Origin of the sequence: Mesorhizobium sp. B2-5-3 (assembly GCF_006441005.1) — a bacterium.
Taxonomy (GTDB): domain Bacteria; phylum Pseudomonadota; class Alphaproteobacteria; order Rhizobiales; family Rhizobiaceae; genus Mesorhizobium.
The window spans coordinates 502,305-525,448 of record NZ_VFUS01000001.1 but is presented as its reverse complement, the minus strand read 5'-3'; the positions used below and the strand labels follow the sequence as shown (position 1 = coordinate 525,448).

Below are 23,144 nucleotides of genomic sequence, written 5' to 3'. Positions count from 1 at the left end.
GTCGCGCCGGCCCTTGCTTCGAAGCAATCCTGCGCAGGGACAAAGTACTACAGCGTCGCCGGCGCGCATAAAAGGACACGCGCTGCTGTATTTTGGCGTTTGCGCCCTAATCGCCTTGCGGGACGCCCGCAACCATGCCGGCCTATGGACAGCCTGCCGCGAAGCGGCGACAGTGGCATCACATGGCAAAATTCCGGGAAGCCGTGGGAGTCTTCCGTCCGGGATTGCAAGGATACGAGGAGCCGATGTCGCTTCAGCCATCCGGAGAGAACCATGACCGGCTTTGTCGACCGCCAGCGCGCGATGCAACTGATGCAACGCGCCGGCCTGCAGGCGCTGGTGCTCTCAGCGCCCGAGGCCTTCCACTATGCGACCGGTGTGTCGATCGGACCGGCGGGGCTGTTCCGGCGTGCCGGCGCCGGCTTCGTTGTCATCCCGGCCCGGCAGGACCTGCCGATCGGCGTCGTCGTCGCGGATTTCAGTGCGGGACAGTTGCGGATCGCCGCGCCCGAAGCAGTTGTGCGTTCGCACCCGATCTGGATCGAATTCGCGCCGGTCGAGACGGGAACCCGCGGCCCGTTGGCGGAGCGTATCGAGGCTGGCCTTGTCTCGCTTGGCCGCGCGCCGGATTTCGCGCGCCCCGCCACCTTCGATCTCGCCGGCTCGGTGCGCCAGCTGCAAGCCTTGCTTGCCGAATTCGGACTGGAGCGCGCAACGCTGGGCATCGATCTCGGCTTTGTTCCAGCCGCCGATTTTTCCGCCATGCAGGCGCTGCTGCCGCAGTGCCGGATGATCGACGGCTCGCCGGTGCTGGATCGGCTGCGGGCGATCAAGTCGCAACGCGAGATCGAGCTCCTGCGGCAAGGCATTATCCTGTCTGAAGCAGGGCTGGAGCGGCTGCAGGTCGATGCGATGGCCGGCATGCGCCAGGCCGATCTCGTCGCGCTCTACCGGCAAGGCGTGGCCGCGGCGGCGGCGGGCCTCTCCCATCCGGTCGCGACGGCGGAATATGTGACGCTCGGCGCCCGGGCCAAGGGTGCCGATGCCAAGGCAATGCCCGGCGATCCGCTGAAATGCGACATGGTCTGCACGATCGGCGGGTATGCGTCCGACATGTCGCGCAACTTCACTTTCGGTCCCGCTTCCGCCGACCAGGCCGAATTGCACGCGATCGCCGAGCGCGCTTTCGAGGACGGGTTGGCGGCACTCGTGCCGGGAAATTCGATCGGCCATGTGCACCGCGTCGCCACCGACAGCCTGGCGCGGCAAGGCCTGCGCTCCTACCGCCGGGGGCATTTCGGCCACGGTGTCGGGCAGTCTGTGTTCTCGGAGCAATGGCCGTTCATTGCGGCCGACAGCGATGTCCTGGTCGAAGCCGGCATGGTGCTGGCCTTCGAGATCCCGCTCTACATCGACGGCCTCGCCAGCTTCAACCTGGAGGACCAGTTCCTGATCACGCCGGATGGGCCAGCCGCGATGAACCGGCTGCCAAGGCGATTGGAGAGGATAGGATAGCGAGGGCGGGATCGTGACGGTGTCACTGTCAGCGCCCTACGGCGCCCCCCTCTGCCCTGCCGGGCATCTCCCCCTCAAGGGGGGAGATCGATTATCGCTCCCGCTTTCGCCAATTTTCAACGTTGCAAGAACAAGATGAGCCGGCGCCGAAACTTCCAATCTCCCCCCTTGAGGGGGAGATGTCCGGCAGGACAGAGGGGGGCGCCACAGAACTCGGCGATGGGTGCCCTGTCGCGAGCGATTAACCGCTCACCGGCGGCCGCCTGTCCCTCCACGGCATTTCCCGCTCGAGCTGCGCCGACGCGGCCAGCACCGTCGCCTCGTCGCCGTAGCGGCCGACAAGCTGCACCCCGATCGGTACGCCGTCTTTCGACCAGCCGAGCGGCAGCGAGATGGCCGGCTGGCCTGAGATGTTGAAGGGGAAGGCGAACGCCGCATCCGTCCATTTGGCGTTGTAGCGGTCGATGTCGGTCTCCGACATGTCGTAATAGCCGAACGGGCGTGGCAGCTGCGTCAGCGTCGGGGTGATGAAGAGGTCGTAGGGCGAAAGGTCGCCGACGATGTCGCGGCCGACCTGCCTGAGCTGCTCGACATCGGAAATGTGCCTGGTGCCGCTGGTCGCACGGCCGCGTTCGATGATCGCCCAGGTCACCGGTTCGACATCATCAGGCGTCACCGGCCGGCCGATCACCGTTTCATGATAGTCGAAGGTCGCCGCCGTCTGTACGCAGGTCATGTTGGTGTAGGTGGCCCACATGGCATCGGCATTGAGCGGCATGTCGTGTTCCTCGACGTCATGTCCCAGCCGCTCCAGCGCCGCCACGGTGGCCAGCACGGCCGCCTTCACGTCCGCATCGATGGCCGTGCCGTTGGGCGGGGTGACGGTGAAGCCGATGCGCAGCTTCTTCGGCGCCAGTGACGACAGGCTGAGCCAGGAGGCGTCGGGGACCGGCGGCGTATAGGGGTCGCCCGGCAAGGCGCCGGCCAGCGCGTCGAGATAGGCCGCGGTGTCGCGCACGCTGCGCGAGCAGCACAGGAAGTAGGCGCCGCCATACCAATAGTCGCCGAACGGTGCCAGGCTGACGCGGCCGCGCGACGGCTTCAGCCCGACGATGCCGCAGCAGGAGGCCGGAATGCGGATCGAACCGGCGCCGTCGCTGGCCTCGGCGATCGGCACCATGCGCGAAGCAACGGCCGCCGCCGCGCCGCCGCTCGAGCCACCTGGCGTGATGCCTTCCTTCCACGGGTTCCTGGTCACGCCGTAGAGTTTTGGCTCGGTCGTGATCGACCAGCCATTCTCCGGCGCGTTCGACTTGCCGACCAGCACCAGCCCCGCCGCCTTCATGCGGCGCACGACTTCGGTGTCGAAATCGGCGACGACATCTTTCAGGTAGAGGCAAGAGTTGGTGTTCGGGGCGCCGGTCCAGGACGAGGCCAGTTCCTTGAGCAGGAACGGCACGCCGGCGAAAGGTGCTGATCTGTCGACCGTCTGCGCCTGGGCACGCGCCATGTCGTAGAGGCGATGGATGACCGCGTTCAGCGCCGGGTTGAGCTGCTCGACCAGCGTGATCGCCGCCTCGACCAGTTCCGCAGGTGAAACCTCGCCCCGATGCACCAAGTCGGCAAGGTCCAGCGCATCGGAGTTCGCATAGGTTTTCAGCAGGCTGTCGGTGACCATGTCTCTCCTCCTAGTCTTTGCCTCGCGCCGCGCCCGAGCTATCGCTTCGGGCCGACGTTGGCGCCGCCCCTCATCCGCCTGCCGGCACCTTCTCCCCGTCATGACGGGGAGAAGGAAAGCGCTCTGATGCTGGCGACCGCCTCCCGTTCTTCTCGGGAGAGGGCTGAGTGAGGGGCACCGACCTGAAACTGCTGCCCCCAGCAGCGCGCTTGTCTCACGCCAGCTCGACGGTGCGCCCCAATTCGATGCTCTGTTCCGCGGCGAGCACGATGCGCAGGCTGTTGACGGCGGCGTCCATCTGCTCGGTCAAATCGAGATCCTCGCGGATGGCGCGCAGGAAGAAGGCCTGCTCGCGGTCGCAGAGCTCCTGGTGGCCGGGCTCGTCTTCCATGCTGACGATCTCGTCGGGTTTCGCAAAGTTCTTGTCGGCGTCTACCGCCGCATAATGGATCTTCAGCGCGTCGGTCTTGGTGTGGCGGTCGATGTCGGCCGAGTTCGACACCTCCGCCGCTTCCGCCGCGCTGCTCGTCTCCTGGCCGGCGACGATCGACACCGCGCCCTTCGGCCCCACCACGTCCTTCACGAAATAGGCCGTCTCGCTCATCATCGGGCCCCAGCCTGCCTCGTACCAGCCGACCGAACCGTCATCGAAGGTGACGTGGAGATGGCCGTAATTCTGCTTGTCGGCTTCCGCCCAGAGCTTCGCGCCGATGCCGTGCACGCGCACCGGCCTGGCGCCCGTGAGCTGGCACATGACGTCGACATAGTGCACGCCGCAATCAACGATCGGGATCAGCGAATCGATCAGGTTCTTGTGCCAGTGCCAGGCGCTGCCGCTGCTCTGCTGGTTGAGGTTGAGGCGCATCACCAGCGGCTTGCCCAGCGTCTTGCCGACCTCGATGAATTTTATCCAGGACGGGTGGACGCGCAGGATGTAGCCAAGCACCAGCTTGCGGTTCTTCGCCCGCGCTGCCGCGACGACCTTTTCGGCATCCTCGATGTTGGTGGCGAGCGGCTTTTCCATGAACACGTGGCAGTTGGCCGCTATCGCCTTCAGCGCGTATTCGGCATGGGTGTTGGGCCAGCTGTTGATCGACACGGCGTCCGGCCTGGTCTCCGCAAGCGCCCGGTCGAAACCCTCGTAGAGCGGATAGCCGGCAAGTTCGGCGGGGATTTTCTTGTTGCTCTTGATCGAGCGGCTCATGATGCCGACGATCTCGAAGCCGTCCGAGCGGTGATAGGCGCTGGCATGCGAGGCGCCCATATTGCCGAGACCCACAACCAGCACTTTTATTTTGTCGGCCAATTCAGCCTCCCAATTTTTTGATAGGACCTGGCGAGCTGCTGCCGCGCCTGGGCATCCAGAACAATCACTTCAGGTTGGCGCCGCCCCTCATCCGCCTGCCCTTTCCTCTCCCCTGTCCGGAGGGAGAGGAAAGGAGCCAAGACAGGGCAATGAACGACCTCTTTTGCAGCCCTTACTTCACCGCCGAATCGAACAGATGCGCCTTGATCTTCTCGACATCGAGCGCGGCAAAGCCCTCCGTCAGCTTGACGCCGTCGGCATCGGCCTTGACCTTGGCCTTGTCGAAGTCGTTGGCGGCCGGGATCAGCTCGTTGGTGCAGACGTCCTCGGCCTTCACCGGATTGGTGATCTGGCCGATCTTGTGGATCTCGTCGAAGAAGCCTTGCCAGCTCGCCATGTCGTGCGAGCCCCAGCCGCCGCGCTTGTCCATGTCGCCGCGGAAGACGTTGATCTGCTGCAGGATCGAGGTGGTGCCGAGCTCGGGGCCGAGGTTCTTGGCCAATGTCGGGAACTGCTCGAACACCGCTTCGACCGCCGCGCGCGGGTTCTGGTAGCCGAACTCCAGCCCCATCGCCCAGCCGCGCAGATATTTTTCCAGGAACGCCTTCTTGTCGGGATCTTCGAGATCGGCGGCGCGCACGACGAAGGTGTTGGCCGGCAGCTTGGAATTCTTTACGCCGAGCCAGTATTCGAAGTCGAGGCCCTTGGCGATCCATTCGGCGCGCAGCCCCTCCCACGACAAGGCAGCGTCGCCCTGGCCGCCGGCGAGCGCGGTGCCCCACGTCGGCCAGCCGGCCTCGACATACTTGACCTTCTTGATGTCGACGCCTTGCGCGGCGAGCAGCGGATCGGTGATCGACTGCCAGGCGGCGGAGCCGAGCAGGATGGTCTTGCCTTCCAGCTTCTTCAAGTCGTTCGTACCCTCGCCCTTGCGGAAGGCGATGGAGAACGTGTCGCGCGCGCCCATGTGGAACACCGACTTCAGCTTCATGCCGTTCTGGATGGCGAAGGAGAACACGCCGGGCGAGGGAAAGCCCATATCGGCCTGGCCGACATCGACGAACTTCACCGTCGCCGTGCCGTCCGACGGGCCCGGCTGCATGTCGGTGCTGAGCCCGTCGAAATAGCCTGCCTTCTTGGCTGCCCAATAAGGATAGTCGTCGAGCACTTCGAGCGTGCCGCGCGGCGAGATCCAGGTGAATTTTTCGTAGGCCGCCGCCCTGGCCTTCAAGCCCGATGCACCGAGCGCGGTGGCGGTCACGACGCCGGCTGCCGTCACCTGCAGGAAGGTGCGGCGGCTGATGCCCGTTCTTGTCGCCGTCTGGAATGAGTTCTGGTCGGTCATGGCATTCCCCTTTTGTTGATTGACCTTCTTGTTGATCGATGGCCTTTCGCCCGCTCCGGGGCGTTCATGATCTCGTGCTCAAGCCTCCCAGCTCGCCCATTTCTTGCCGATCAGGAAGAACAGCACGTAGATCAGGATGCCGAGCGTCGACAGGATCAGCACCACGGCGAAGAATTGCGGCATCTGGATCATCGACGAATAGGTGGTGAGCCGGTTGCCGAGGCCGAAGCCGCCGCCGACCATCTCCGCGCCGACTGCGGTCAGCAGGCCGAAGATGGCGCCGATCATCAGCCCGACCAGGATCATAGGCAGCGCCATCGGCGCGCGGATCTTCCAGAATATCTGCAAGGTGCTGGCGCCGTAGGAGCGCGCCAGCGCGATCTTGGCGCTGTCGACGCGGCGAAAGCCGGTGGCTGCGTTTATCATCACCATCGGCCCGGCGGCCAGCGCCACCGCGATGATGCGCGGCGTGTAGCCGAAACCGAAGCGAAGGATCAAAAGCGGCACCAGCGCCAGCATCGGCGTGGTGACGAGAAGCAGGATGTAGGGCGCGACGATCTTTTCGGCGAAGGGAAACTGGGTGATGACGGCGGCCAGCACCAGGCCGACGACGGCTCCGATGGCGAAGCCGGAAACCAGCTCGACCAGCGTGTAGCCGAGATGCGGCGCAATCAGCGGGAACTCGTCGAACAGCGCATAGGCGATCGAGCTTGGCGGCGGCATGATGTAGAGCGGCACATGGAACAGGCGCAGCGCCAATTCGATGCCGCCGATTATGATTACGGCGACAGCTATGATCGCCGCCACCTCCTTGCCCGACTTGATGCCGGGGCCGCTGGCGAAGGCCGAGAGATTGGTCAGGCTGACGTCCTGCCCATCGCCGGACTTGGCACCCGATTTGGATTTGGAGAATTCCGGGATGGCGTCGCTCACGGCCTGATCCTCACGATCTCGGCGCTGGCGCGTTCCTGTTCCGGTGCCTTGGGCCTGGCGCGCTCGCCGACGATGTCCATCTTGATCCGGTTGGTGAGGTCGAAAACCTCTTTCGTCGCCATGATCTCCAGCGAGCGCGGTCGCGCGAACGGCACGCGATACTCCCTGGCGACGCGGCCGGGCCGCGCGCTCAGCACCACCACGCGGTCGGAGAGAAAGATTGCTTCCTCAATGCTGTGGGTGATGAAGACGATGGTGGTCTTGGTGTCGAGCCAGATCTCCTCGACGAGACGGTTCATCTCCTCGCGGGTAAAACTGTCGAGCGCGCCGAACGGCTCGTCCATCAAAAGCACGGAGGGTTTTGGCGCCAGCGCCCGCACGATCGCGGCGCGCTGCTGCATGCCGCCCGAAAGCTCGCGCGGGAACTTGCCGCCGAAACCGTCGAGCCCGACGCGGTGGAGCAGATGCGCGATCCATGCGCGGTCTGGTTTCTCGCCCTTGATCTCGAAGGGAAAGCGGATGTTGGCATCGAGATTGCGCCAAGGCAGCAGGTTCGCTTCCTGGAACACGATGCCGATGTCGGGATGCGGCCCGGTGATCTTGACGCCGTCGAGCCGGATCTCGCCGCCGGTCAGGCTGTGCAAGCCCGACATCGACCACAAAAGCGTGGTCTTGCCGCAGCCGGACGGGCCGACGATCGAAACGATTTCATTGGCGTGGACGTCGAGGCTGCAGCGGTCCAGCGCCAGGAGGTCGCCGGATGCGGTGTGATAGATCTTGGTCGCTGCCTGCACACCAAGCTTCGGCGCTGTTGTTTCGCCCGCGTTCATCCGCCCCTCGGAGAGTGCGTCCAATCGACTGCCAAAGTCAGTGTGTAACTATCCTACTTTGGTGTCAAGCGAAGAGCGCGATCGTTCCGTCGTTGAGAGCCGCCTATTCCTCTATATACCTGCTTTCGCTGTCTTTTCTTTATCTTGAAATGCGTGTTGCTTTCCTACATACTCGGGAAAAGTGGCACAACAAGCGGGCGTTGCAGATGGGCAAAGCCGGGTGACATGCCGCAACGGCACGCAGCAGTTGCAGCGGGGCCGTGCACATGGAACGACAGCGTGCAAGCATGGTAAGAGGTCGACAAGGGACCAGGGAAGGCCACTTCATGACCGAAGCTGACAGCCGGGAAAACCTGATGACGGATGGCGAGGCGGACGGGGGTGAGCCTGTGCGGCGCATTCCCGACATCATCTCGCTGGTCAAGGATACCTATGCCGAGCTGCGTCCGGCCGAGCGCCGCGTCGCCGATGTCGTGCTCGACGACGTCAAATACGCGGTCGATGCCTCCAACGCCGCCCTTGCCCAGCGTGCCGGCGTCAGCGAACCGACGGTGACCCGCTTCTGCCGCGCCATCGGCTGCGAGGGCGTGCGTGATTTCAAGCTGAAGCTGGCGCAGAGCCTCGTCGTCGGCGCGCTCTATCTGGACACTTCGCCAGCCAGGGAGAACGACACCGGCATGCCGTTCTGGAACGCGGTGTTCGGCGAAGCGCGGCGGGCGCTGCAGGAGGCCGAGCGGCAGCTCGATCCGGTCCAGCTGCAGAAGGCCGCCGAGCTGATCGCCAAGGCGCGCCAGGTTACGGTGTTCGGACTGGGCGGCAGTTCCTCGGCGCTGGCGCAGGAAACGCAGTACCGGCTGTTTCGCTACGGCATATCGATCAGCGCGCAATGCGACCCTTATCTCATGCGCATGACCGCCTCGACCTTGAAGCCCGGCGACCTGGTGATCGCCATTTCGGCGACGGGGCGCACGCGCGAGGTGATCGAGGCGGTCGAACTCGCCAAGCACTACCGCGCCAATGCCATCTGCGTGACGGCGCCCGACACCGAGCTCGCGCGCGTCGGCGACGTCAGGCTGACCGTAGCGGTGCCGGAATATCCCGATACGCTGAAGCCGACGGCATCGCGCTTCGCCTTTTTGGCCATGATCGACCTCATGGCGGTGGCTGCCGCCTACAAGCTTGACGGCTCGGCCCGCGAGACGGTCCGCCGCATCAAATACAATGCCCAGATCCACCGCACCGGCAAGGAGATGGAGCCGCTCGGGGATTAGGAGGCTTTTCCCTTCTCCCCCTGTGGGAGAAGGTGGATCGGCGCGCAGCGCCGTGACGGTTGAGGGGTGGGTGACGGAGTGCCGGCCGTGCCGAGCTGGAGCACCCCTCATCCGACCTCGCTCCGCGAGGCCACCTTCTCCCACAAGGAGAGAAGGGAATACCGGACAGCGCCAACGCGAAAAAGAGGGAAACAAATGCTCGAAATAGCACCATCGCAACAGGCAGCCGCATGGCTCGGCGCTTTCGACAAGGCGCTCGAAGCCGGTGACATAGCGGCCGCAGCCAACCTGTTCGTCGACGATTGCTACTGGCGTGACCTCCTGACCTTCACCTGGAACGTCACCACGATGGAAGGGCGCGAGGCGATCGCCGACATGCTGAAGGCGACGCTGGCAGCGACGCGGCCGGCAAGATGGCAGCTCACCGGCGAAGCCACCTCGGACGAGGGGATAATCGAGGCCTGGTTCACCTTCGAGACCGCCGTGGCCTCGGGCCAGGGCATCATGCGCCTGCGCGACGGCCGCTGCCGGACATTGTTCACGGCAATGACCGACCTGAAAGGATTCGAGGAGCGCAAGGGCGCGACGCGGCCGCTGGGCGTGCGCCACAAGGCCGACCCGGAGCGCGAGACCTGGTCGGAGGCGCGCGCGCGAGAGACCCGCGAGCTTGGCGCTTCCGAGCAGCCCTATTGCCTGGTCATCGGCGGCGGCCAGGGCGGCATCATGCTGGGCGCGCGGCTCAGGCAGCTCGGCGTGCCCTCGATCGTCATCGAGAAGAATGCCCGGCCGGGCGATTCCTGGCGCAAGCGCTACCGCACGCTCGTGCTGCACGATCCGGTCTGGTACGACCATCTGCCTTACATTCCGTTTCCCGACAATTGGCCGGTTTTCACGCCCAAGGACAAGATGGGCGACTGGCTGGAAATGTACACGCGCGTCATGGAGCTCAACTATTGGGTCGCCACCAGATGCGTCAGCGCCAGCTATGACGAGGCCGAGAAGGTCTGGACCGTGGTCGTGGACCGCGTCGGCCAGCACATCACGCTGAAGCCCAAGCACATCGTCTTCGCCACCGGCGCCTACGGTCCGGCGCGGCCGATCGACCTGCCGGGCGCCGGTGACTTTAAGGGCGAGCTGCTGCATTCCAGCCAGTATTCCAGCGGCGAGAAGCTCCGCGGCAAAAAGACCGCGGTCATCGGCGCGGCGAGCTCCGGGCATGACGTCTGCGTCGATCTCTGGGAAAGCGGCGCCGAGGTCACCATGATCCAGCGTTCGCCGACGACCGTGGTCAAATCGGACACGCTGATGGAAGTCGGTTTCGAGATCTTTTCGGAGAACGCGCTGGCGCGCGGCATCACCACCGAAAAGGCCGACATGATCGTCGCCTCGACGCCCTTCGCGCTGGTGCCCAAGGGCCAGCGGGCGCTCTACGACGTCATCCGCGCACGCGACGCGGCTTTTTACGAGCGGCTTCGCGCCGCCGGGTTCGCCCTCGACTTCGGCGACGACGAGACCGGCCTGCTGATGAAGGCCTACCGCACCGGCTCCGGCTACTACATCGATGTCGGCGCTTCGGACCTGATCATCGACGGCAAGATCGGCATCCGCAGCGGCGTGGCGATCAAGTCGCTGACGGCGAAAGGCATTCTCTTCGAGGACGGCAGCGAACTTGAAGCCGACGCCATCATCGCCTGCACAGGCTATCAGTCGATGAATGAAACCGTGGCGCAAATCGTCTCGCGCGAGGTCGCCGACAGGGTCGGCCCGTGCTGGGGCCTCGGCTCCGGCGTCAAGGGCGACCCCGGGCCATGGCAGGGCGAACTGCGCAACATGTGGAAACCGACGGCGCAGGAAGCGCTGTGGTTCCACGGCGGCAATCTGGCGCTCTCGCGCTTCTATTCGAAATATGTGGCGCTGCAGATCAAGGCGCGGATGGAGGGGATTGATACGCCGGTTTATGGGGCGGTCAGCAACGCGCGACGGTGAAGCGGAAGCGTTGCTTCGAGGGAAGGTCGACCCCCACTCCGTCGAGCTTCGCTCGACACCTCTCCCCCGATCGACGGGGGAGAGGAAGGGCGCGAGCTTATGCCGGGAGGCTCCCTTCCTCTCCCTCCGGAGGGGGGAGAGGTGGCGCTGCGGAGCAGCGACGGAGTGGGGGAAGCCATTCGCCAAACTCGCAGCCGCGGCAAGACAGGCGGCGCAGTGCTACCGAGATCAATCAATCATGCCGGTGCCCAAAATGCCTGGCCGCGACCTCGACATGCGTATGCCCCACATGCGCCTCGAAACGCTCGGTGTCGCCGACATCGTTCATCGTCTCGTTCGGCCACCAGGCGCCGCCGATGGCGATGCCTTCGCAGACCAGCCGCTGGTCGGCGACCAGCGAGGCGCCGACCGCGTCGATGAAGGTGAAGCGGCCGGAATGCTGCCGCAGCAGCGCGACGTCGCCGGCGGTTCCGACCTTGAGCGTGCCCAGATCAGGCCGCGCGATCGCCTGCGCCGGCGCTTGGGTGGCGGCGCGCAACACCTCGACCAGCGGCATGCCGAGCGCCAGCAGCTTCGACATGCACACCAGTATGTCGAAGGCCGGACCGTCAACGCAGTAGAGATGCACGTCGCTCGAGATGACGTCGGGCGCCAGCCCTTCGGCCAGCATGGCGCGAGCGACCTCGAAGTCGAACGAGCCCATGCCGTGGCCGAGATCGAAGATGACGCCACGCTCGCGCGCCAGCCGCATGTCGGGCCGCACGGCGCCGGAGGCGAAGACCGGCGCGTTCGGAAACGGTCGGAAGCAGTGGGTGAGAATGTCGCCCCTGCGCAGGCGCGGCAGCACTTCCGAGCGCCCGGGCGGCGGTTCGTCTATGTGCGCCATCAGCGGCAGAGCGGATTTGTCGGCCGCCTCCAGCGCCAGATCGACCGGCGCGATGCCGCTGGTGCCGCCGGCATGCTTGCCGGAGCGGACCTTGACGCCGACGACGACGTCCGCGTGCTCGCGCACCGCCGCCACCACTTCGCGCGGTTCGCAGAGCCTGAGATCGCTGCACTCGCCGACCGAGACGGTCTGCGAGAAGCCGAAAATGCCGGCGAAGGAGATGTTGACATAAGCCAGGATGCGCACCTTCGAGCGCTCCATGACATGGCGGCGGAAGCCGAGGAGATTGCCGGCGCCGGCACTGCCGGCATCAATGAAGGTGGTGGTGCCGCTCTTGGCCGCCAGCCGGTCGGCATCGACGCCGAGCGAGGTGCCGCCCCAATAGACGTGGCTGTGCAGGTCGACGAGGCCGGGCGCCACGATGCAGCCCTTGGCATCGATGACGCTGGCCGCGCGGTCGGCGGGAATGTCGGCGTCGATGGCGGCGACGCGGCCATTGGCGATGGCAAGATCGCGCGGCGCGTCGAGCCCGGCCGCCGGATCGATCAGCCGCCCGCCCTTGAACAGAAGATCAAATTGCATCGGGCGCGCCTCCGCTTCGTTCCATCCCCGCCGACGGCCGTCAGAGCGGCCGGTAGGCGACGGCTTCCACTTCGATCTTGATGTCGATCATCAGCCGCGATTCGACCGTGGTGCGGGCCGGCGGGTTCTTCGGGAAATGCCTGGCATAGACGGCGTTGAAGGCGCCGAAGTCGCGCGCGTCCTCCAGCCAGACGGTGGTCTTGACCACATCGTCCATGGTGCAGCCGGCCAGCGCGAGCGCCGCTTTGACGTTGGAAAGCACCTGCTCCGTCTGTTCGGATATGCCGCCCCTGACCACGATGCCGTCGCCGCCGACCGGCACCTGGCCCGAGATATAGACGAAGTCGCCGGCCCGCACCGCGGGTGACAGCGGGACATGCGACGTTCCAAAACATTGCTTGGGCAAGAGCGGACCTCCTCTGATGCTATGACGGGACACGATGGGAGCGCCCGCTTCGGCCGAGATTTACCCCGATCGAGGCGATCCCGATAGAGGTCTTGTTGGAAAGCAACATTCCTGGAAATCCATGTTGCTTTATTACAGAAGCGCTTGCATCGTGCGCGCTCGCCGGCCGGGCCTGAAACGGACGGGCGCATTTCCAGAGCGGAGAACCGAGAATGACCTTCGACAAGAACCCGTTTCCATCAGGTGATGCCGACCGCCACGCCCTCTGGGAGATGCTGGTGCGGCGCGACATCGATGCCTTCATCGGTCAGGACTGGTCCATGGTCGAGGACGATTTCATCGCCGAAAGCTTCTTCGGCATGCATGCGCATTTTCTTGCCAACGCCGACGCCTGGCGGCTGCAGTTCCCGCGGCTGGAGATCTATCGCGACGAGTGGCTGCGCCAGGCCAAGGAAACGGCGGCGACCAAATTCGCCGAGCCGCTGCGCGAGGCGCTGTTCCGCGTCACCAATCTGCGCGACATTGATGTCGACGGCGACCGCGCCGTGCTGCACAAGAAATTCGACGGCACCGTCGCCAAGGCGGATGGCGGCGTCGATCGGCTGAAATGGCAGACGCTGTATTTCTGCAGGAAGGTCGGCGGCAGCTGGAAGATCGCGGGCTTCGTCGGCTACATGCCCTATCCGCTGGGAGGCTGATAGCGCCTGTTGTCGAGGGCGGGTCGGTTTTTGCAACCGATCCGACGATCAGTAGAGCGTCACGAAGGGCGGGAACAGCAGCCCGCTCTCCCGGAGATATTCGATCAGCTCGATGGCCGGGAAAATGGCCAGGAAATAGAGCCCGTCATAGAAGGTGCGCTTCAGCGCGCGCGTCGAGAATTGCAACTCGTCATTGTCGCGGTAAAGCAGCGGGTTCGGCCAGAAGCGCGGCGTGGCCTTGGTGTAGGCGAGATAGGCCGGGCCGAATTTGCCCAGGAGGTATTCGGCTTCCTTGCGCGCCGTGACGCGGAAGATGAGGAAGCTGGCAGCGCCCAGCGCCACGGCCGCCAGAACCGAGCCGTAGAGCAGTCCGATACCGACAGCGCCCACCGTCGAGAAGAAATAGAGTGGGTTCTGACTTATCGAGAACGGTCCGATCGAGACCAGTTCCTCGTTTTTCTTGCCGCCGACATAGAGGATGCTCCAGAGCCGGCCGGCGACGCAGGCGAGCACCAGACAGAAGCCGAGGAATTCGAGCGTCTCGTGGCCTTGCGAGCCCTCGTTGAGCCCAGGCTTGGTGAGGAACAGAAGCAGGACCGCGAGCACCGCCGCCACTCGCACGAAAATCAGCCGTTTGCGCTGGACGAAGGCCTCTGAGACCGGCTTGAGGGAAGCGTAGGTCATTCGTGTTTTCCTGGGGCGCTGGCGAGGCCCGCGTGCACTCGGGCACGCCATTGATGGCGGATACAAGGCAATCGCTTTCTATCAAAGCAGCGCACGACGTTCGTAAAGCCTTTTTGCGCCAACCAGGTCCAACCTTACGAATTTGTATGCCGGCGGACAGGCTGGAGTGAAGTCGCTTCCATATCATTGCGATGCCGGTCCGCCATGGGCCGACATCAACTATGGCCGCCGGACCACCGGCATCGGACAGGGACTGGTTTGATGAGAAGATTTGCACTTGCCATTGCGGTGGGCAGCCTCGCTGTCTCGGCTTCGATCTCGCCCGTTTTCGCCGCCACCGCACCTTGCGAGGACACACTGAAGGCTCTTCGCGCGGCGGAGGCTACGGTTAAGCTCGGCGCCTCCGACAAGGCGAAGGTCTCGGAACTGGAGACCCAGGGCATCGAACGCTGCAATGCCGACGATGATAAGCGCGCCGACGACTTCTTCGCCCAGGCCATGAAGGTCATAGGCAAGTAAGTCCGCGAATCACAAACCGCAGGACATCCGCCATGCTCACTTCCAACGCGCAAAAGCCCGCCGGATCGACCCACAACAGGGTCCCGGACGTCACCGCCGATTTCTGGCTGATCAAGCTGATGGCGGTGACCATGGGCGAGACGGCGGCTGACTATCTCGCCGTCAACCTTGGCCTTGGGCTGACCGCCACGTCGTTGATCATGACCGGCGTCCTAGTCGTTGCCCTTGCCCTCCAGTTCGCCCAGAAACGCTACGTGCCCTGGGCTTACTGGCTGGCGGTGGTGCTGATCAGCGTCGTCGGCACGCTGATATCAGACAATCTGGTCGACAATTTCGGCGTGCGTCTCGAAACGACCACGATCGCCTTCACCGTCATGCTCGCCGCCACATTCGCTGTTTGGTATGCAAGCGAGCGGACGCTGTCGATCCACACCATCTTCACCACCCGGCGCGAGATCTTCTACTGGCTGGCGATCCTGTTCACCTTCTCGCTCGGCACCGCCGCCGGCGATCTCGTCGCCGAGAGCTTCGACATGGGCTACCTGACGACCGGCCTGCTGTTCGGCGGCGTAATCGCGGTCATCGCGGGTGCCTATTACCTGCTTCATCTGGACGGCATTCTCGCCTTCTGGCTCGCCTATATCCTGACGCGGCCACTTGGCGCCTCCTTCGGCGATCTGCTGTCGCAGCCAGTCGAATATGGCGGCCTCGGTTTCGGCACCACCTTCACCAGCCTGATCTTCCTCGGCTGCATCATTGCCCTGGTTCTCTACATGACGCTGAAGAAGACCGCAGACGATGCCGACGAGATCTTGCTGGAATCGGACTGACGCCGGACAAGCGCAGCCGAGCTTACCGGCCACGTGCCATCCTAGGAACGGACCCACGCCGGTGCTAGCCTGTTCCCAACATCGGCAATCAACCGGAACAGCGATGCGACTTCTTCTTGTCGAGGATGACCACAGGACGGCTGACTACATCGTCAGGGGCCTGACCGAGGCCGGCCATGTCTGCGACCTATTGCGCAACGGGCACGACGCGCTCTTCGCCGCGACCAGCGGCGGCTATGACGTGATCGTGGCCGACCGGATGATCCCAGGCCTCGACGGCCTGTCGATGGTTAAGGCGGTCCGTGCGGCGGGCGTGCGCACGCCGGCGATCTTTCTCACGTCCGTCGGCGGCATCGACGACCGTGTCGAGGGCCTCGAGGCTGGCGGCGACGACTATCTGGTCAAGCCTTTCGCCTTTTCCGAATTGCTTGCCCGCATCAATGCGCTCGGCCGCAGGCCGGCCGCACTGGAGCAGAAGACCGTTCTGCGGGTAGCCGACCTCGAAATGGACCTGATCATGCGCCGCGTTGCCAGGCAGGGCCAGCCGATCGACCTGCAACCGCGTGAGTTCAGCCTGTTGGAAGTGCTGATGCGCGGCGAGGGCCGGGTGATCACCCGCACCATGCTCCTGGAGCGCGTCTGGGATTTCCATTTCGATCCCAGGACCAGCGTCGTCGAGACCCATATCAGCCGCTTGCGGGCCAAGATCGACAGGCCTTTCGAAACCCAGCTCATCCATACGGTCCGCAATACCGGCTACAGCCTGCACGCACCGCTTTCACCATGACCGCAACATGGTCCCGGCTGCCGCGCAGCACGCCGTTCCGGCTCGCCTTGACGTTCGCCTTCCTGTTCATGCTGGCTTTCGTGCTGTCCGGCGCCATCGTCTACCGGATGATGAGCGCCGATCTTGCGGGACGGCTCGACGAAACCATCAGGGAAACCTACTCGGTCGTCGCCGCAACGTATACCGAGAGCGACCTCGAGGACCTGATCGCCACGGTCGAGAGTCATTCGCAGCTCAGCTCCAAGAAGGAACAGCTCTTTTCGCTGACCGACGCGGCCGGCAACCGTCTGGCCGGCAACTTCACCGCGGCTGGAGTTCCCGACGGGTTCTCGATGCTCGACGCAAAAATGCCCGGTGTGCCGGCCGGTGCCCAATACCGTGCCTATTCCGGCTCGATTGGCGGCAACAATCTGACGATCGCCTTCAGCCTGTCCGAGACGGAGGAACTGGAAACTATCATACTGATGAGCTTCGGCTGGGCGACGCTGATCATCGCCGGGCTGGCGGTGGCCGGCGGCGCCTTGCTCGCCTCGCGCGTTCAGCGCCGGCTCGACGGCATTGCCGCCACTATGGTGGATGTCTCGCATGGCCGGCTGGATACCCGCATTCCACTGACCGGCAATGGCGACGACATCGACGTCGTGTCCAATCAGGTCAATGCGGCTCTTGATCGTCTGTCGGCGCTGGTCGAAGGCATGAAGCAGGTCAGCGCCGACATTGCGCACGATCTGAAGACGCCGCTCAATCGGCTGCAGATGATTCTGGAGGGCGCGGCCGACAAGGCGGCGCAGGATCAGGATGTCTCCGGCGACCTGGCCGACGCGCGCGCGGAGGGTCACCAGATCAACGAGACCTTTGACGCGCTGCTTAGAATTGCACAGATCGAGGCTGGCGCGCGCAAGGCGCGCTTTACCGATGTCGATCTCGGCGAGATTCTGCAAACCATCGCCGAGATCTACACCGAGGTGGCAGAGGACGACTGCAAGTCGCTGTCGTCGCAGCGGCTGGACGGGACGACGGACCGGATCCATGGCGATCGCGAGCTGCTGATGCAGATGTTCGCCAACCTGGTCGAGAATGCGCTGCGCCATTGCCCGCCCGGCACCGCGATCAAATTGTCGGCCGAACGCCGGGACGAGCATATCCTGGCCAGAGTCGCCGACAACGGTCCTGGCATCCCGGCGTACGAGCGTGAAAAAGTGTTCCAGCGGCTCTACCGGCTGGACCACAGCCGCTCGACGCCAGGCAGCGGCCTCGGCCTCAGCCTCGTTAGGGCCATCGCCGACCTGCACGGCGCATCGATCACGCTTGAGGACTGCCGGCCGGGTCTCGCCGTGATGGTGAGTTTCCCGCTGGCGTCGGGTTAGCCGGCGATAGACCTGGATCCTCTGTCCGTCATCCCGGTCTTACGGATCCGTAAGGCGCCGGCCAGCTGCCCGACAACTCGCCTCGCTAGGATCGACCGATCTTCTCTCGGTCCGGGGGAAGCGGGGCGGCAACTGTAATCGTTCCGACCCCTCGATGCCGAACCACTTCGGCACCACAACAAGCGTTAGGAGAAAAGACCATGAGGAAATTCGTCATCGCCGCCGCGACAGTGCTGGCGGCCGCATCCTCGACGGCAGCCCTTGCAAGGACGGTTACCAGCACCATCGTCAATGTCGATGCAAAGGGCGACGCCATCACGCTGGCCGACGGCAAGACGCTGAACCTGCCGGAGGGCATAGAGGTCGAGACGCTGAAGCCCGGCAAGAAGGTGATCGTCACCTATTCGACGAAATCCGGCAAATCGCTGGTCTCGAACATCCAGCCTGCCAAGTAAAGGCGGCACGACCGGGCCGCCTGCGGCCCGGTTTTTCACCGGTGATCACCGATCGATCCGCGTCGACAGGATGATCGACGACGATGTCCGCTCGACGCCTTCGAGGGCGCCGATCTGGTCGAGCAGCGTGTCCAGGTCCTTGATCGACGGCGCGTCGGCGATGACGATCATGTCGAAATTGCCGCTCACCGAATGCAGCGTCCTGACCGGCGCCAGGGCGCGCAGGCTGCGCACCACCTTGTCGGCGAGCTTGGGCGTCACGGTGAGCAGCACATGCGCCCGCACCAGTCCCTGTTCATAATCGGGCGCAAGCTTGACGCCGTAGCCGGCGATGATGCCGCGCTGCTCCAGCCGTTCGATGCGGCTCTGCACCGTGGTGCGCGACACGCCGAGCCGGCGCGCCAGAGCGGCGGTCGAGGCGCGGGCGTTCTCGCGCAACAGGGCAAGCAGGGCCTGGTCGGCATCACTGAGCATTTCAACGAACCTGGTCGGCATATCGACAAAAAGGGTACTTCATTTCGTACAATTCCACGCTTCCTTTCGTCCGGCAAGCCGCGATTGTAGCGGGACAAATCAACTGTCGGGCGAGGGAACCGGGTCATGAAGAAAATTGTTGTCGTTGGCGCCGGCAAGATCGGCTCGACCATTGCCGAGATGCTGTTTTCAACCGGGGACTATCACGTCACTCTCGTTGACCGCTCGGCCGCGCAGCTTGCCGCGGCCGAATTGCCTGACGGGGTCGAGACGCTGGAACTCGACATCGCGGCCGCGGGCACGCTGGAAGCTGCGCTCGCCGGAAAATTCGCGGTGCTCAGCGCCGCTCCCTTCCATCTGACCACGCGCATCGCCGAAGCCGCCGCAAGCGCCGACGTGCATTATCTCGACCTCACCGAGGACGTCGTCTCGACCCGGCGCGTGAAGGAACTGGCGCGTTCGGCCAACAGCGCCTTCATTCCGCAATGCGGGCTGGCGCCGGGCTTCATCTCGATCGTCGCCAACGACCTCGCCAGCCGTTTCGATACGCTGGAGAGCGTGCGCATGCGGGTCGGCGCGCTGCCGCAATATCCTTCGAACGCGCTGAACTACAATCTGACCTGGAGCACCGACGGCGTCATCAACGAATATTGCGAGCCCTGCGAGGCGATCGTCGAGGGCGAGCTGGTCGAGGTGCCGCCGCTGGAGGAGCGTGAGGAATTCTCGCTCGACGGGGTGACCTACGAGGCCTTCAACACCTCCGGCGGGCTCGGCACGCTGGCCGAGACGCTGAAGGGCAAGGTGCGCACGCTCAACTATCGCACCATCCGCTATCCCGGCCACGCCGCCATCATGAAGGCGCTGCTCAACGACCTCGGCCTGCGCCACCGCCGCGAGGTGCTGAAGGATATTTTCGAAAGCGCACTGCCAGCGACGCTGCAGGACGTGGTCATCGTCTTCGTCACCGTCTCGGGGCGCAAGAACGGCCGCCTGCTGCAGGAGACCTACGCCAACAAGATCTATTCGAAGCGGGTCGGCCAGACGGTGCGCAGCGCCATCCAGATCACCACGGCATCCGGAATCTGCGCCGTGCTCGACATGCTGGCCGACGGTACCTTGCCGGCGACCGGCTTCGTCAAGCAGGAGGACATCGCGCTCGACGCCTTCCTCGCCAACCGCTTCGGCCGGGCCTACGCCCAGCACGAGATGGTCAGCCGGCTGGCGAGCTGAGGCCCAGCGGACGATCAAGGTCATCGGGACAACGGCCAGCTCCGTCTGGCCTATGGCCGCGCGAGGCTTTTGCCCGCAAAGTGGTTGCCAACACCCCTTTGCGAGGATGCCATGCGAAAGCTGATCTCCACCGGTTCGCCCTTCGAGAAGACCGCCGGCTATTCGCGCGCCGTGGTGCAGGGCGACTGGTGTTTCGTGTCCGGAACGACCGGCTATGACTATGCCTCGATGACGATGCCGGAAACGGTCGAGGCGCAGACGCGCAACTGCCTGGCAACCATCGCCAGTGCCTTGCTGGACGGCGGCTTCGGCATGGAGGATGTGGTGCGCGCGCATTACTACATAACCGACCGGGCCTTCGTCGACGTGGTGTTCCCCATTCTCGGCGAAGCGTTCGGCGAGATCAGGCCGGCGGCAACGATGATCGTGTGCCAGCTCAACAGGCCGGAGATGAAGATCGAAATCGAGGTGACGGCGCTTCGGCGCACAGACTGAGGAGGCCAATGTCATGGCAGTGCGGCGTATCGTAGCCAATATCGAAACAAAGGATGCGGCATCGGCGAGGCGCTTCTACCATGACGTGCTCGGCCTCGATATGCTCATGGATCAAGGCTGGATCGTCACCTACGGGTCCGAGGAAAGGATGCAGGTACAGGTCAGCTTCATGGCGCAAGGCGGGTCGGGCACGCCGGTGCCGGACCTGTCGATCGAGGTCGACGACGTTGATGCCGCACTCGACGCCATGAAGGCAGCCGGCTTCGCCATCGAATACGGACCGGCCGACGAGCCCTGGGGCGTGCGGCGCTTCTATGTGCGCGATCCTTTCGGTCGGCTGGTCAACATTCTCTCGCATCGGTGAATATCTGCAAAGCGCCGAGGCGACTGCAGACCTGGACATGTTGGCGGACAGCGCCCCCCTCTGGCCTGCCGGCCATCTCCCCCTCAAAGGGGGAGATTACGCACTTAGCCGCCTTCGGCAATTGTTCCTCCTTGCGTCGCAACCGCTTGGCGGTTAGCAAGGCCGCGGTCGCACAGCGCCGCGCGCCTCATTGGCGCGCGAAGGATGCTGTGCAAAATCGAAACGCATTCTTTCTGGGACGGCTCTCCATGGCTTCGAAACATCTCTTCCTGCTTCCCGGCGACGGCATCGGCCCCGAGGCCATGGCCGAGGTCAAGAAGCTGATAGCGGCCATGAACGAGAAGCTCGGCAGCGGCTTCGCCACCGACGAGGGGCTGGTCGGCGGCTGCGCCTACGATGCACATGGTGCCGCGATTTCCGATGCCGACATGGAAAAGGCTGTTGCCGCCGACGCCGTGCTGTTCGGCGCCGTCGGCGGGCCGAAATGGGATGCCGTGCCTTACGAGGTTCGCCCCGAGGCCGGCCTGCTGCGCCTGCGCAAGGACATGGAGCTGTTTGCCAATCTCAGGCCCGCGATCTGCTATCCGGCGCTGGCGGCGTCCTCCTCGCTGAAGCAAGAGGTGGTCGAAGGCCTCGACATATTGATCGTGCGCGAACTGACCGGCGGCGTCTATTTCGGCGAGCCCAAGCAGATCATCGATCTCGGCAACGGCCAGAAGCGCGGCATCGACACCCAGGTCTACGACACGTTCGAGATCGAGCGCATTTCGGGCGTCGCCTTCGAATTGGCGCGCACGCGCAAGAACCATGTCACCTCGATGGAAAAGCGCAACGTCATGAAGTCCGGCGTGTTGTGGAACGAGGTCGTCACCCAGACCCACAAGGCCCGATATTCCGACGTCAAGCTCGACCACATGCTGGCCGATGCCGGCGGCATGCAACTGGTGCGCTGGCCCAAGCAGTTCGACGTCATCGTCACCGATAACCTGTTCGGCGACATGCTGTCAGATATCGCCGCCATGCTAACCGGCTCGATCGGCATGCTGCCTTCCGCCTCGCTCGGCGCGCCTGATGCCAAGACCAAGAAGCGCAAGGCGCTTTACGAGCCGGTGCACGGTTCGGCGCCCGATATCGCCGGCAAGGGCATCGCCAACCCGATCGCCATGATCGCTTCCTTCGCCATGTGCCTGCGCTATTCCTTCGCCATGGTCGATGAAGCCGACAAGCTCGAAGCGGCAATCGCCGCCGTGCTCGACGACGGGCTGCGCACCAAGGACATCCTCTCGGCTGGCATGACCGAGGTCGGCACCGTCGAGATGGGCGACGCGATCATCGCCAAGTTCCTGGGCTGACCCCCATGACGGTCGACGTCCGCTGGGCGACGGCCGGCGACGCGACGGCGCTCGCCACGATGCTGTGCGACATGGCGGTGCATTACCGGCAGCCGCCGCTCGACCACGAGCGCGCCTTGTCGGCGGCACGCAAATGGCTGGGCGAGGAAAGCCCGGCCTATCCGCATTTCGCGCTGGCTTTCGTCGGGGCCGAGATCAGCGGCCTGGCATCTGTGGCGATCGCGCATCCCGGCATCGACCTCGAGCGGCTATTGTTCCTCAAGGATCTGTTCGTGCGCGACAAGGCTCGCAACGCCGGCGTCGGCCGGGCGCTGGTCGGCTTTCTCGCCGACCATTGCCGGCGCCACGGCATCGGCCGCATCGACCTGACCACCGAGGACTGGAACGAAGGCGCGCTGCGCTTCTACGACCGGCTTGGCGCCGAACGCCACGGCCAGAAGATCTTTCTCAGGCTTTCGGGCGAGGCGCTGGGGGCGGTCAGACCCTGACGCCCGCCGGCACCGGTCCCCAAGGATTTTCGCCCAGCTGAGGCGGCATAAGCCCGAAGACTAGCACGGCGATGCCGCCAATGAGCGGGATGAAGCAAAGCAGGGCAAACCAGCCGCTCAGGCCGGCGTCATGCGCACGCCGTACGAGGAGCGCAATGCAAGGCAGGATCAATCCCGAAAAGAACACCAGTAGGGGTATGAACCCTATGAACCCCATCGGCGTCCTGTCCGCGTTGGTTTCGAAGCCGTTGATCGCCAGTTCAACAAGTATCCCGAAGCCGAAAAGCGCGAGCACCCCGAGGGTGTAGAATAGCCAGAAGGCCCAGAATTCCTTGCGGCGGGAGCGTCCGGTGAAATTGCCATAATCCGCGATCACCGCGCGCCAGAAATAAGCCCACAGCCCCGTGGAGTAGGCGGGCCGGCTTCGGGCAGAACGGCTGGTCTGCCGTGGCTGACCGGTGGTTGACGACGATGCGGCCGAGGCCGTGGCGACAATGTTGTGCGCCGTGCCGTCGCCCGGCTGGAACTCGACAAGGGTACCCCTGCCGAGGGGCAGTTCCAGGCTGAAATCGATACGGGAAAAGATGTAGCGTTTGCCGTCGGTTCCGTTGATGTAGCCGTAGTCCTGGCCTTCGTCATAGTGGAACACCGTCCCGCGCATGC

Annotated in this window: 24 protein-coding genes; 14 read left to right on the top strand and 10 right to left on the bottom strand. The window is 64.4% G+C overall.

Features of this window, described 5'->3' with window-relative positions; genetic code table 11:
- Positions 1 to 273: 273 nt before the first annotated feature.
- Positions 274 to 1,515: a Xaa-Pro peptidase family protein gene (locus FJ867_RS02745; RefSeq protein ID WP_140554763.1), complete on the top strand. Its 1,242-nt coding sequence runs from the start codon at positions 274 to 276 to the stop codon at positions 1,513 to 1,515.
- A gap of 241 nt (positions 1,516 to 1,756) precedes the next feature.
- Here FJ867_RS02745 and FJ867_RS02735 read toward each other — a convergent pair whose 3' ends face one another.
- The 5 genes from FJ867_RS02735 to FJ867_RS02715 all read right to left on the bottom strand — a co-directional run bounded on the left by FJ867_RS02735 (position 1,757) and on the right by FJ867_RS02715 (position 7,607).
- Positions 1,757 to 3,193, bottom strand: coding sequence for an amidase (locus FJ867_RS02735; RefSeq protein ID WP_140554764.1), 1,437 nt, complete (start codon positions 3,191 to 3,193; stop codon positions 1,757 to 1,759).
- A gap of 214 nt (positions 3,194 to 3,407) precedes the next feature.
- A complete protein-coding gene (locus FJ867_RS02730) occupies positions 3,408 to 4,499 on the bottom strand; it encodes a Gfo/Idh/MocA family oxidoreductase (RefSeq protein WP_140728703.1) in 1,092 nt (363 codons plus the stop codon).
- A 172-nt stretch (positions 4,500 to 4,671) separates the two neighbouring features.
- Entirely contained in the window at positions 4,672 to 5,844 is a 1,173-nt protein-coding gene (locus tag FJ867_RS02725; RefSeq protein ID WP_140554766.1) for an ABC transporter substrate-binding protein, read from the bottom strand.
- A gap of 78 nt (positions 5,845 to 5,922) precedes the next feature.
- A complete protein-coding gene (locus FJ867_RS02720) occupies positions 5,923 to 6,777 on the bottom strand; it encodes an ABC transporter permease (RefSeq protein ID WP_140492076.1) in 855 nt (284 codons plus the stop codon).
- Positions 6,774 to 7,607 carry an ABC transporter ATP-binding protein gene (locus tag FJ867_RS02715; RefSeq protein WP_140563894.1) on the bottom strand — a complete coding sequence of 278 codons (834 nt, stop codon included), beginning with the start codon at positions 7,605 to 7,607 and terminating at the stop codon, positions 6,774 to 6,776. The genes FJ867_RS02720 and FJ867_RS02715 overlap by 4 nt, the downstream gene beginning before the upstream one ends.
- A gap of 326 nt (positions 7,608 to 7,933) precedes the next feature.
- Here FJ867_RS02715 and FJ867_RS02710 point away from each other — a divergent pair, with 326 nt between their 5' ends.
- Together FJ867_RS02710 and FJ867_RS02705 are read left to right on the top strand one after the other, a co-directional pair.
- Positions 7,934 to 8,878: a MurR/RpiR family transcriptional regulator gene (locus FJ867_RS02710; RefSeq protein WP_140492084.1), complete on the top strand. Its 945-nt coding sequence runs from the start codon at positions 7,934 to 7,936 to the stop codon at positions 8,876 to 8,878.
- Positions 8,879 to 9,073: 195 nt separating this feature from the next.
- On the top strand, positions 9,074 to 10,864 hold the full coding sequence (locus FJ867_RS02705) for an NAD(P)/FAD-dependent oxidoreductase (protein WP_140662653.1): 1,791 nt from the start codon (positions 9,074 to 9,076) through the stop codon (positions 10,862 to 10,864).
- 232 nt (positions 10,865 to 11,096) lie between these two features.
- On the opposite strand, the gene FJ867_RS02695 is transcribed toward FJ867_RS02705, so the two are convergent.
- Together FJ867_RS02695 and FJ867_RS02690 are read right to left on the bottom strand one after the other, a co-directional pair.
- Positions 11,097 to 12,332, bottom strand: coding sequence for an amidohydrolase/deacetylase family metallohydrolase (locus FJ867_RS02695; RefSeq protein ID WP_140816460.1), 1,236 nt, complete (start codon positions 12,330 to 12,332; stop codon positions 11,097 to 11,099).
- A gap of 40 nt (positions 12,333 to 12,372) precedes the next feature.
- Complete coding sequence (locus FJ867_RS02690) at positions 12,373 to 12,738, bottom strand: RidA family protein (protein WP_140524551.1); 366 nt, start codon at positions 12,736 to 12,738, stop codon at positions 12,373 to 12,375.
- 212 nt (positions 12,739 to 12,950) lie between these two features.
- On the opposite strand from FJ867_RS02690, the gene FJ867_RS02685 reads away from it, so the two are divergent.
- On the top strand, positions 12,951 to 13,436 hold the full coding sequence (locus FJ867_RS02685; RefSeq protein ID WP_140662655.1) for a hypothetical protein: 486 nt from the start codon (positions 12,951 to 12,953) through the stop codon (positions 13,434 to 13,436).
- A 48-nt stretch (positions 13,437 to 13,484) separates the two neighbouring features.
- Here FJ867_RS02685 and FJ867_RS02680 read toward each other — a convergent pair whose 3' ends face one another.
- A complete protein-coding gene (locus FJ867_RS02680) occupies positions 13,485 to 14,120 on the bottom strand; it encodes an isoprenylcysteine carboxylmethyltransferase family protein (protein WP_140625358.1) in 636 nt (211 codons plus the stop codon).
- 261 nt (positions 14,121 to 14,381) lie between these two features.
- Between FJ867_RS02680 and FJ867_RS02675 the strand changes: the two genes are divergently transcribed.
- The 5 genes from FJ867_RS02675 (at position 14,382) to FJ867_RS02655 (ending at position 18,078) form a co-directional block, all read left to right on the top strand.
- Complete coding sequence (locus tag FJ867_RS02675; protein WP_140492103.1) at positions 14,382 to 14,639, top strand: hypothetical protein; 258 nt, start codon at positions 14,382 to 14,384, stop codon at positions 14,637 to 14,639.
- Positions 14,640 to 14,671: 32 nt separating this feature from the next.
- Positions 14,672 to 15,469, top strand: a complete 798-nt coding sequence (locus FJ867_RS02670) for a hypothetical protein (RefSeq protein ID WP_140492106.1) — start codon at positions 14,672 to 14,674, stop codon at positions 15,467 to 15,469.
- A gap of 103 nt (positions 15,470 to 15,572) precedes the next feature.
- On the top strand, positions 15,573 to 16,256 hold the full coding sequence (locus FJ867_RS02665) for a winged helix-turn-helix domain-containing protein (protein ID WP_140492109.1): 684 nt from the start codon (positions 15,573 to 15,575) through the stop codon (positions 16,254 to 16,256).
- Positions 16,253 to 17,623, top strand: a complete 1,371-nt coding sequence (locus FJ867_RS02660; RefSeq protein ID WP_140492112.1) for a HAMP domain-containing sensor histidine kinase — start codon at positions 16,253 to 16,255, stop codon at positions 17,621 to 17,623. Before FJ867_RS02665 ends, FJ867_RS02660 begins: the two co-directional genes overlap by 4 nt.
- A 200-nt stretch (positions 17,624 to 17,823) precedes the next feature.
- The gene (locus tag FJ867_RS02655; protein WP_140492115.1) at positions 17,824 to 18,078 is read left to right on the top strand and encodes a DUF1344 domain-containing protein; all 255 of its coding nucleotides are present in this window, start codon (positions 17,824 to 17,826) and stop codon (positions 18,076 to 18,078) included.
- A 45-nt stretch (positions 18,079 to 18,123) separates the two neighbouring features.
- On the opposite strand, the gene FJ867_RS02650 is transcribed toward FJ867_RS02655, so the two are convergent.
- Complete coding sequence (locus FJ867_RS02650) at positions 18,124 to 18,552, bottom strand: Lrp/AsnC family transcriptional regulator (protein WP_140492118.1); 429 nt, start codon at positions 18,550 to 18,552, stop codon at positions 18,124 to 18,126.
- Between the two features lie 126 nt (positions 18,553 to 18,678).
- On the opposite strand from FJ867_RS02650, the gene FJ867_RS02645 reads away from it, so the two are divergent.
- The 5 genes from FJ867_RS02645 to FJ867_RS02625 all read left to right on the top strand — a co-directional run bounded on the left by FJ867_RS02645 (position 18,679) and on the right by FJ867_RS02625 (position 22,481).
- Positions 18,679 to 19,782: a saccharopine dehydrogenase family protein gene (locus FJ867_RS02645; protein WP_140816458.1), complete on the top strand. Its 1,104-nt coding sequence runs from the start codon at positions 18,679 to 18,681 to the stop codon at positions 19,780 to 19,782.
- Positions 19,783 to 19,893: 111 nt separating this feature from the next.
- Complete coding sequence (locus tag FJ867_RS02640; RefSeq protein WP_140492124.1) at positions 19,894 to 20,277, top strand: RidA family protein; 384 nt, start codon at positions 19,894 to 19,896, stop codon at positions 20,275 to 20,277.
- A 13-nt stretch (positions 20,278 to 20,290) separates the two neighbouring features.
- A complete protein-coding gene (locus FJ867_RS02635; protein ID WP_140492127.1) occupies positions 20,291 to 20,641 on the top strand; it encodes a VOC family protein in 351 nt (116 codons plus the stop codon).
- A 248-nt stretch (positions 20,642 to 20,889) separates the two neighbouring features.
- Positions 20,890 to 21,993: a 3-isopropylmalate dehydrogenase gene (gene leuB / locus FJ867_RS02630; protein ID WP_140492129.1), complete on the top strand. Its 1,104-nt coding sequence runs from the start codon at positions 20,890 to 20,892 to the stop codon at positions 21,991 to 21,993.
- Positions 21,994 to 21,998: 5 nt separating this feature from the next.
- Positions 21,999 to 22,481 carry a GNAT family N-acetyltransferase gene (locus tag FJ867_RS02625; protein ID WP_140492132.1) on the top strand — a complete coding sequence of 161 codons (483 nt, stop codon included), beginning with the start codon at positions 21,999 to 22,001 and terminating at the stop codon, positions 22,479 to 22,481.
- Here FJ867_RS02625 and FJ867_RS02620 read toward each other — a convergent pair.
- The gene (locus FJ867_RS02620) at positions 22,471 to 23,142 is read right to left on the bottom strand and encodes a DUF805 domain-containing protein (RefSeq protein ID WP_140492135.1); all 672 of its coding nucleotides are present in this window, start codon (positions 23,140 to 23,142) and stop codon (positions 22,471 to 22,473) included. The genes FJ867_RS02625 and FJ867_RS02620 overlap by 11 nt on opposite strands.
- Positions 23,143 to 23,144: the final 2 nt, after the last annotated feature.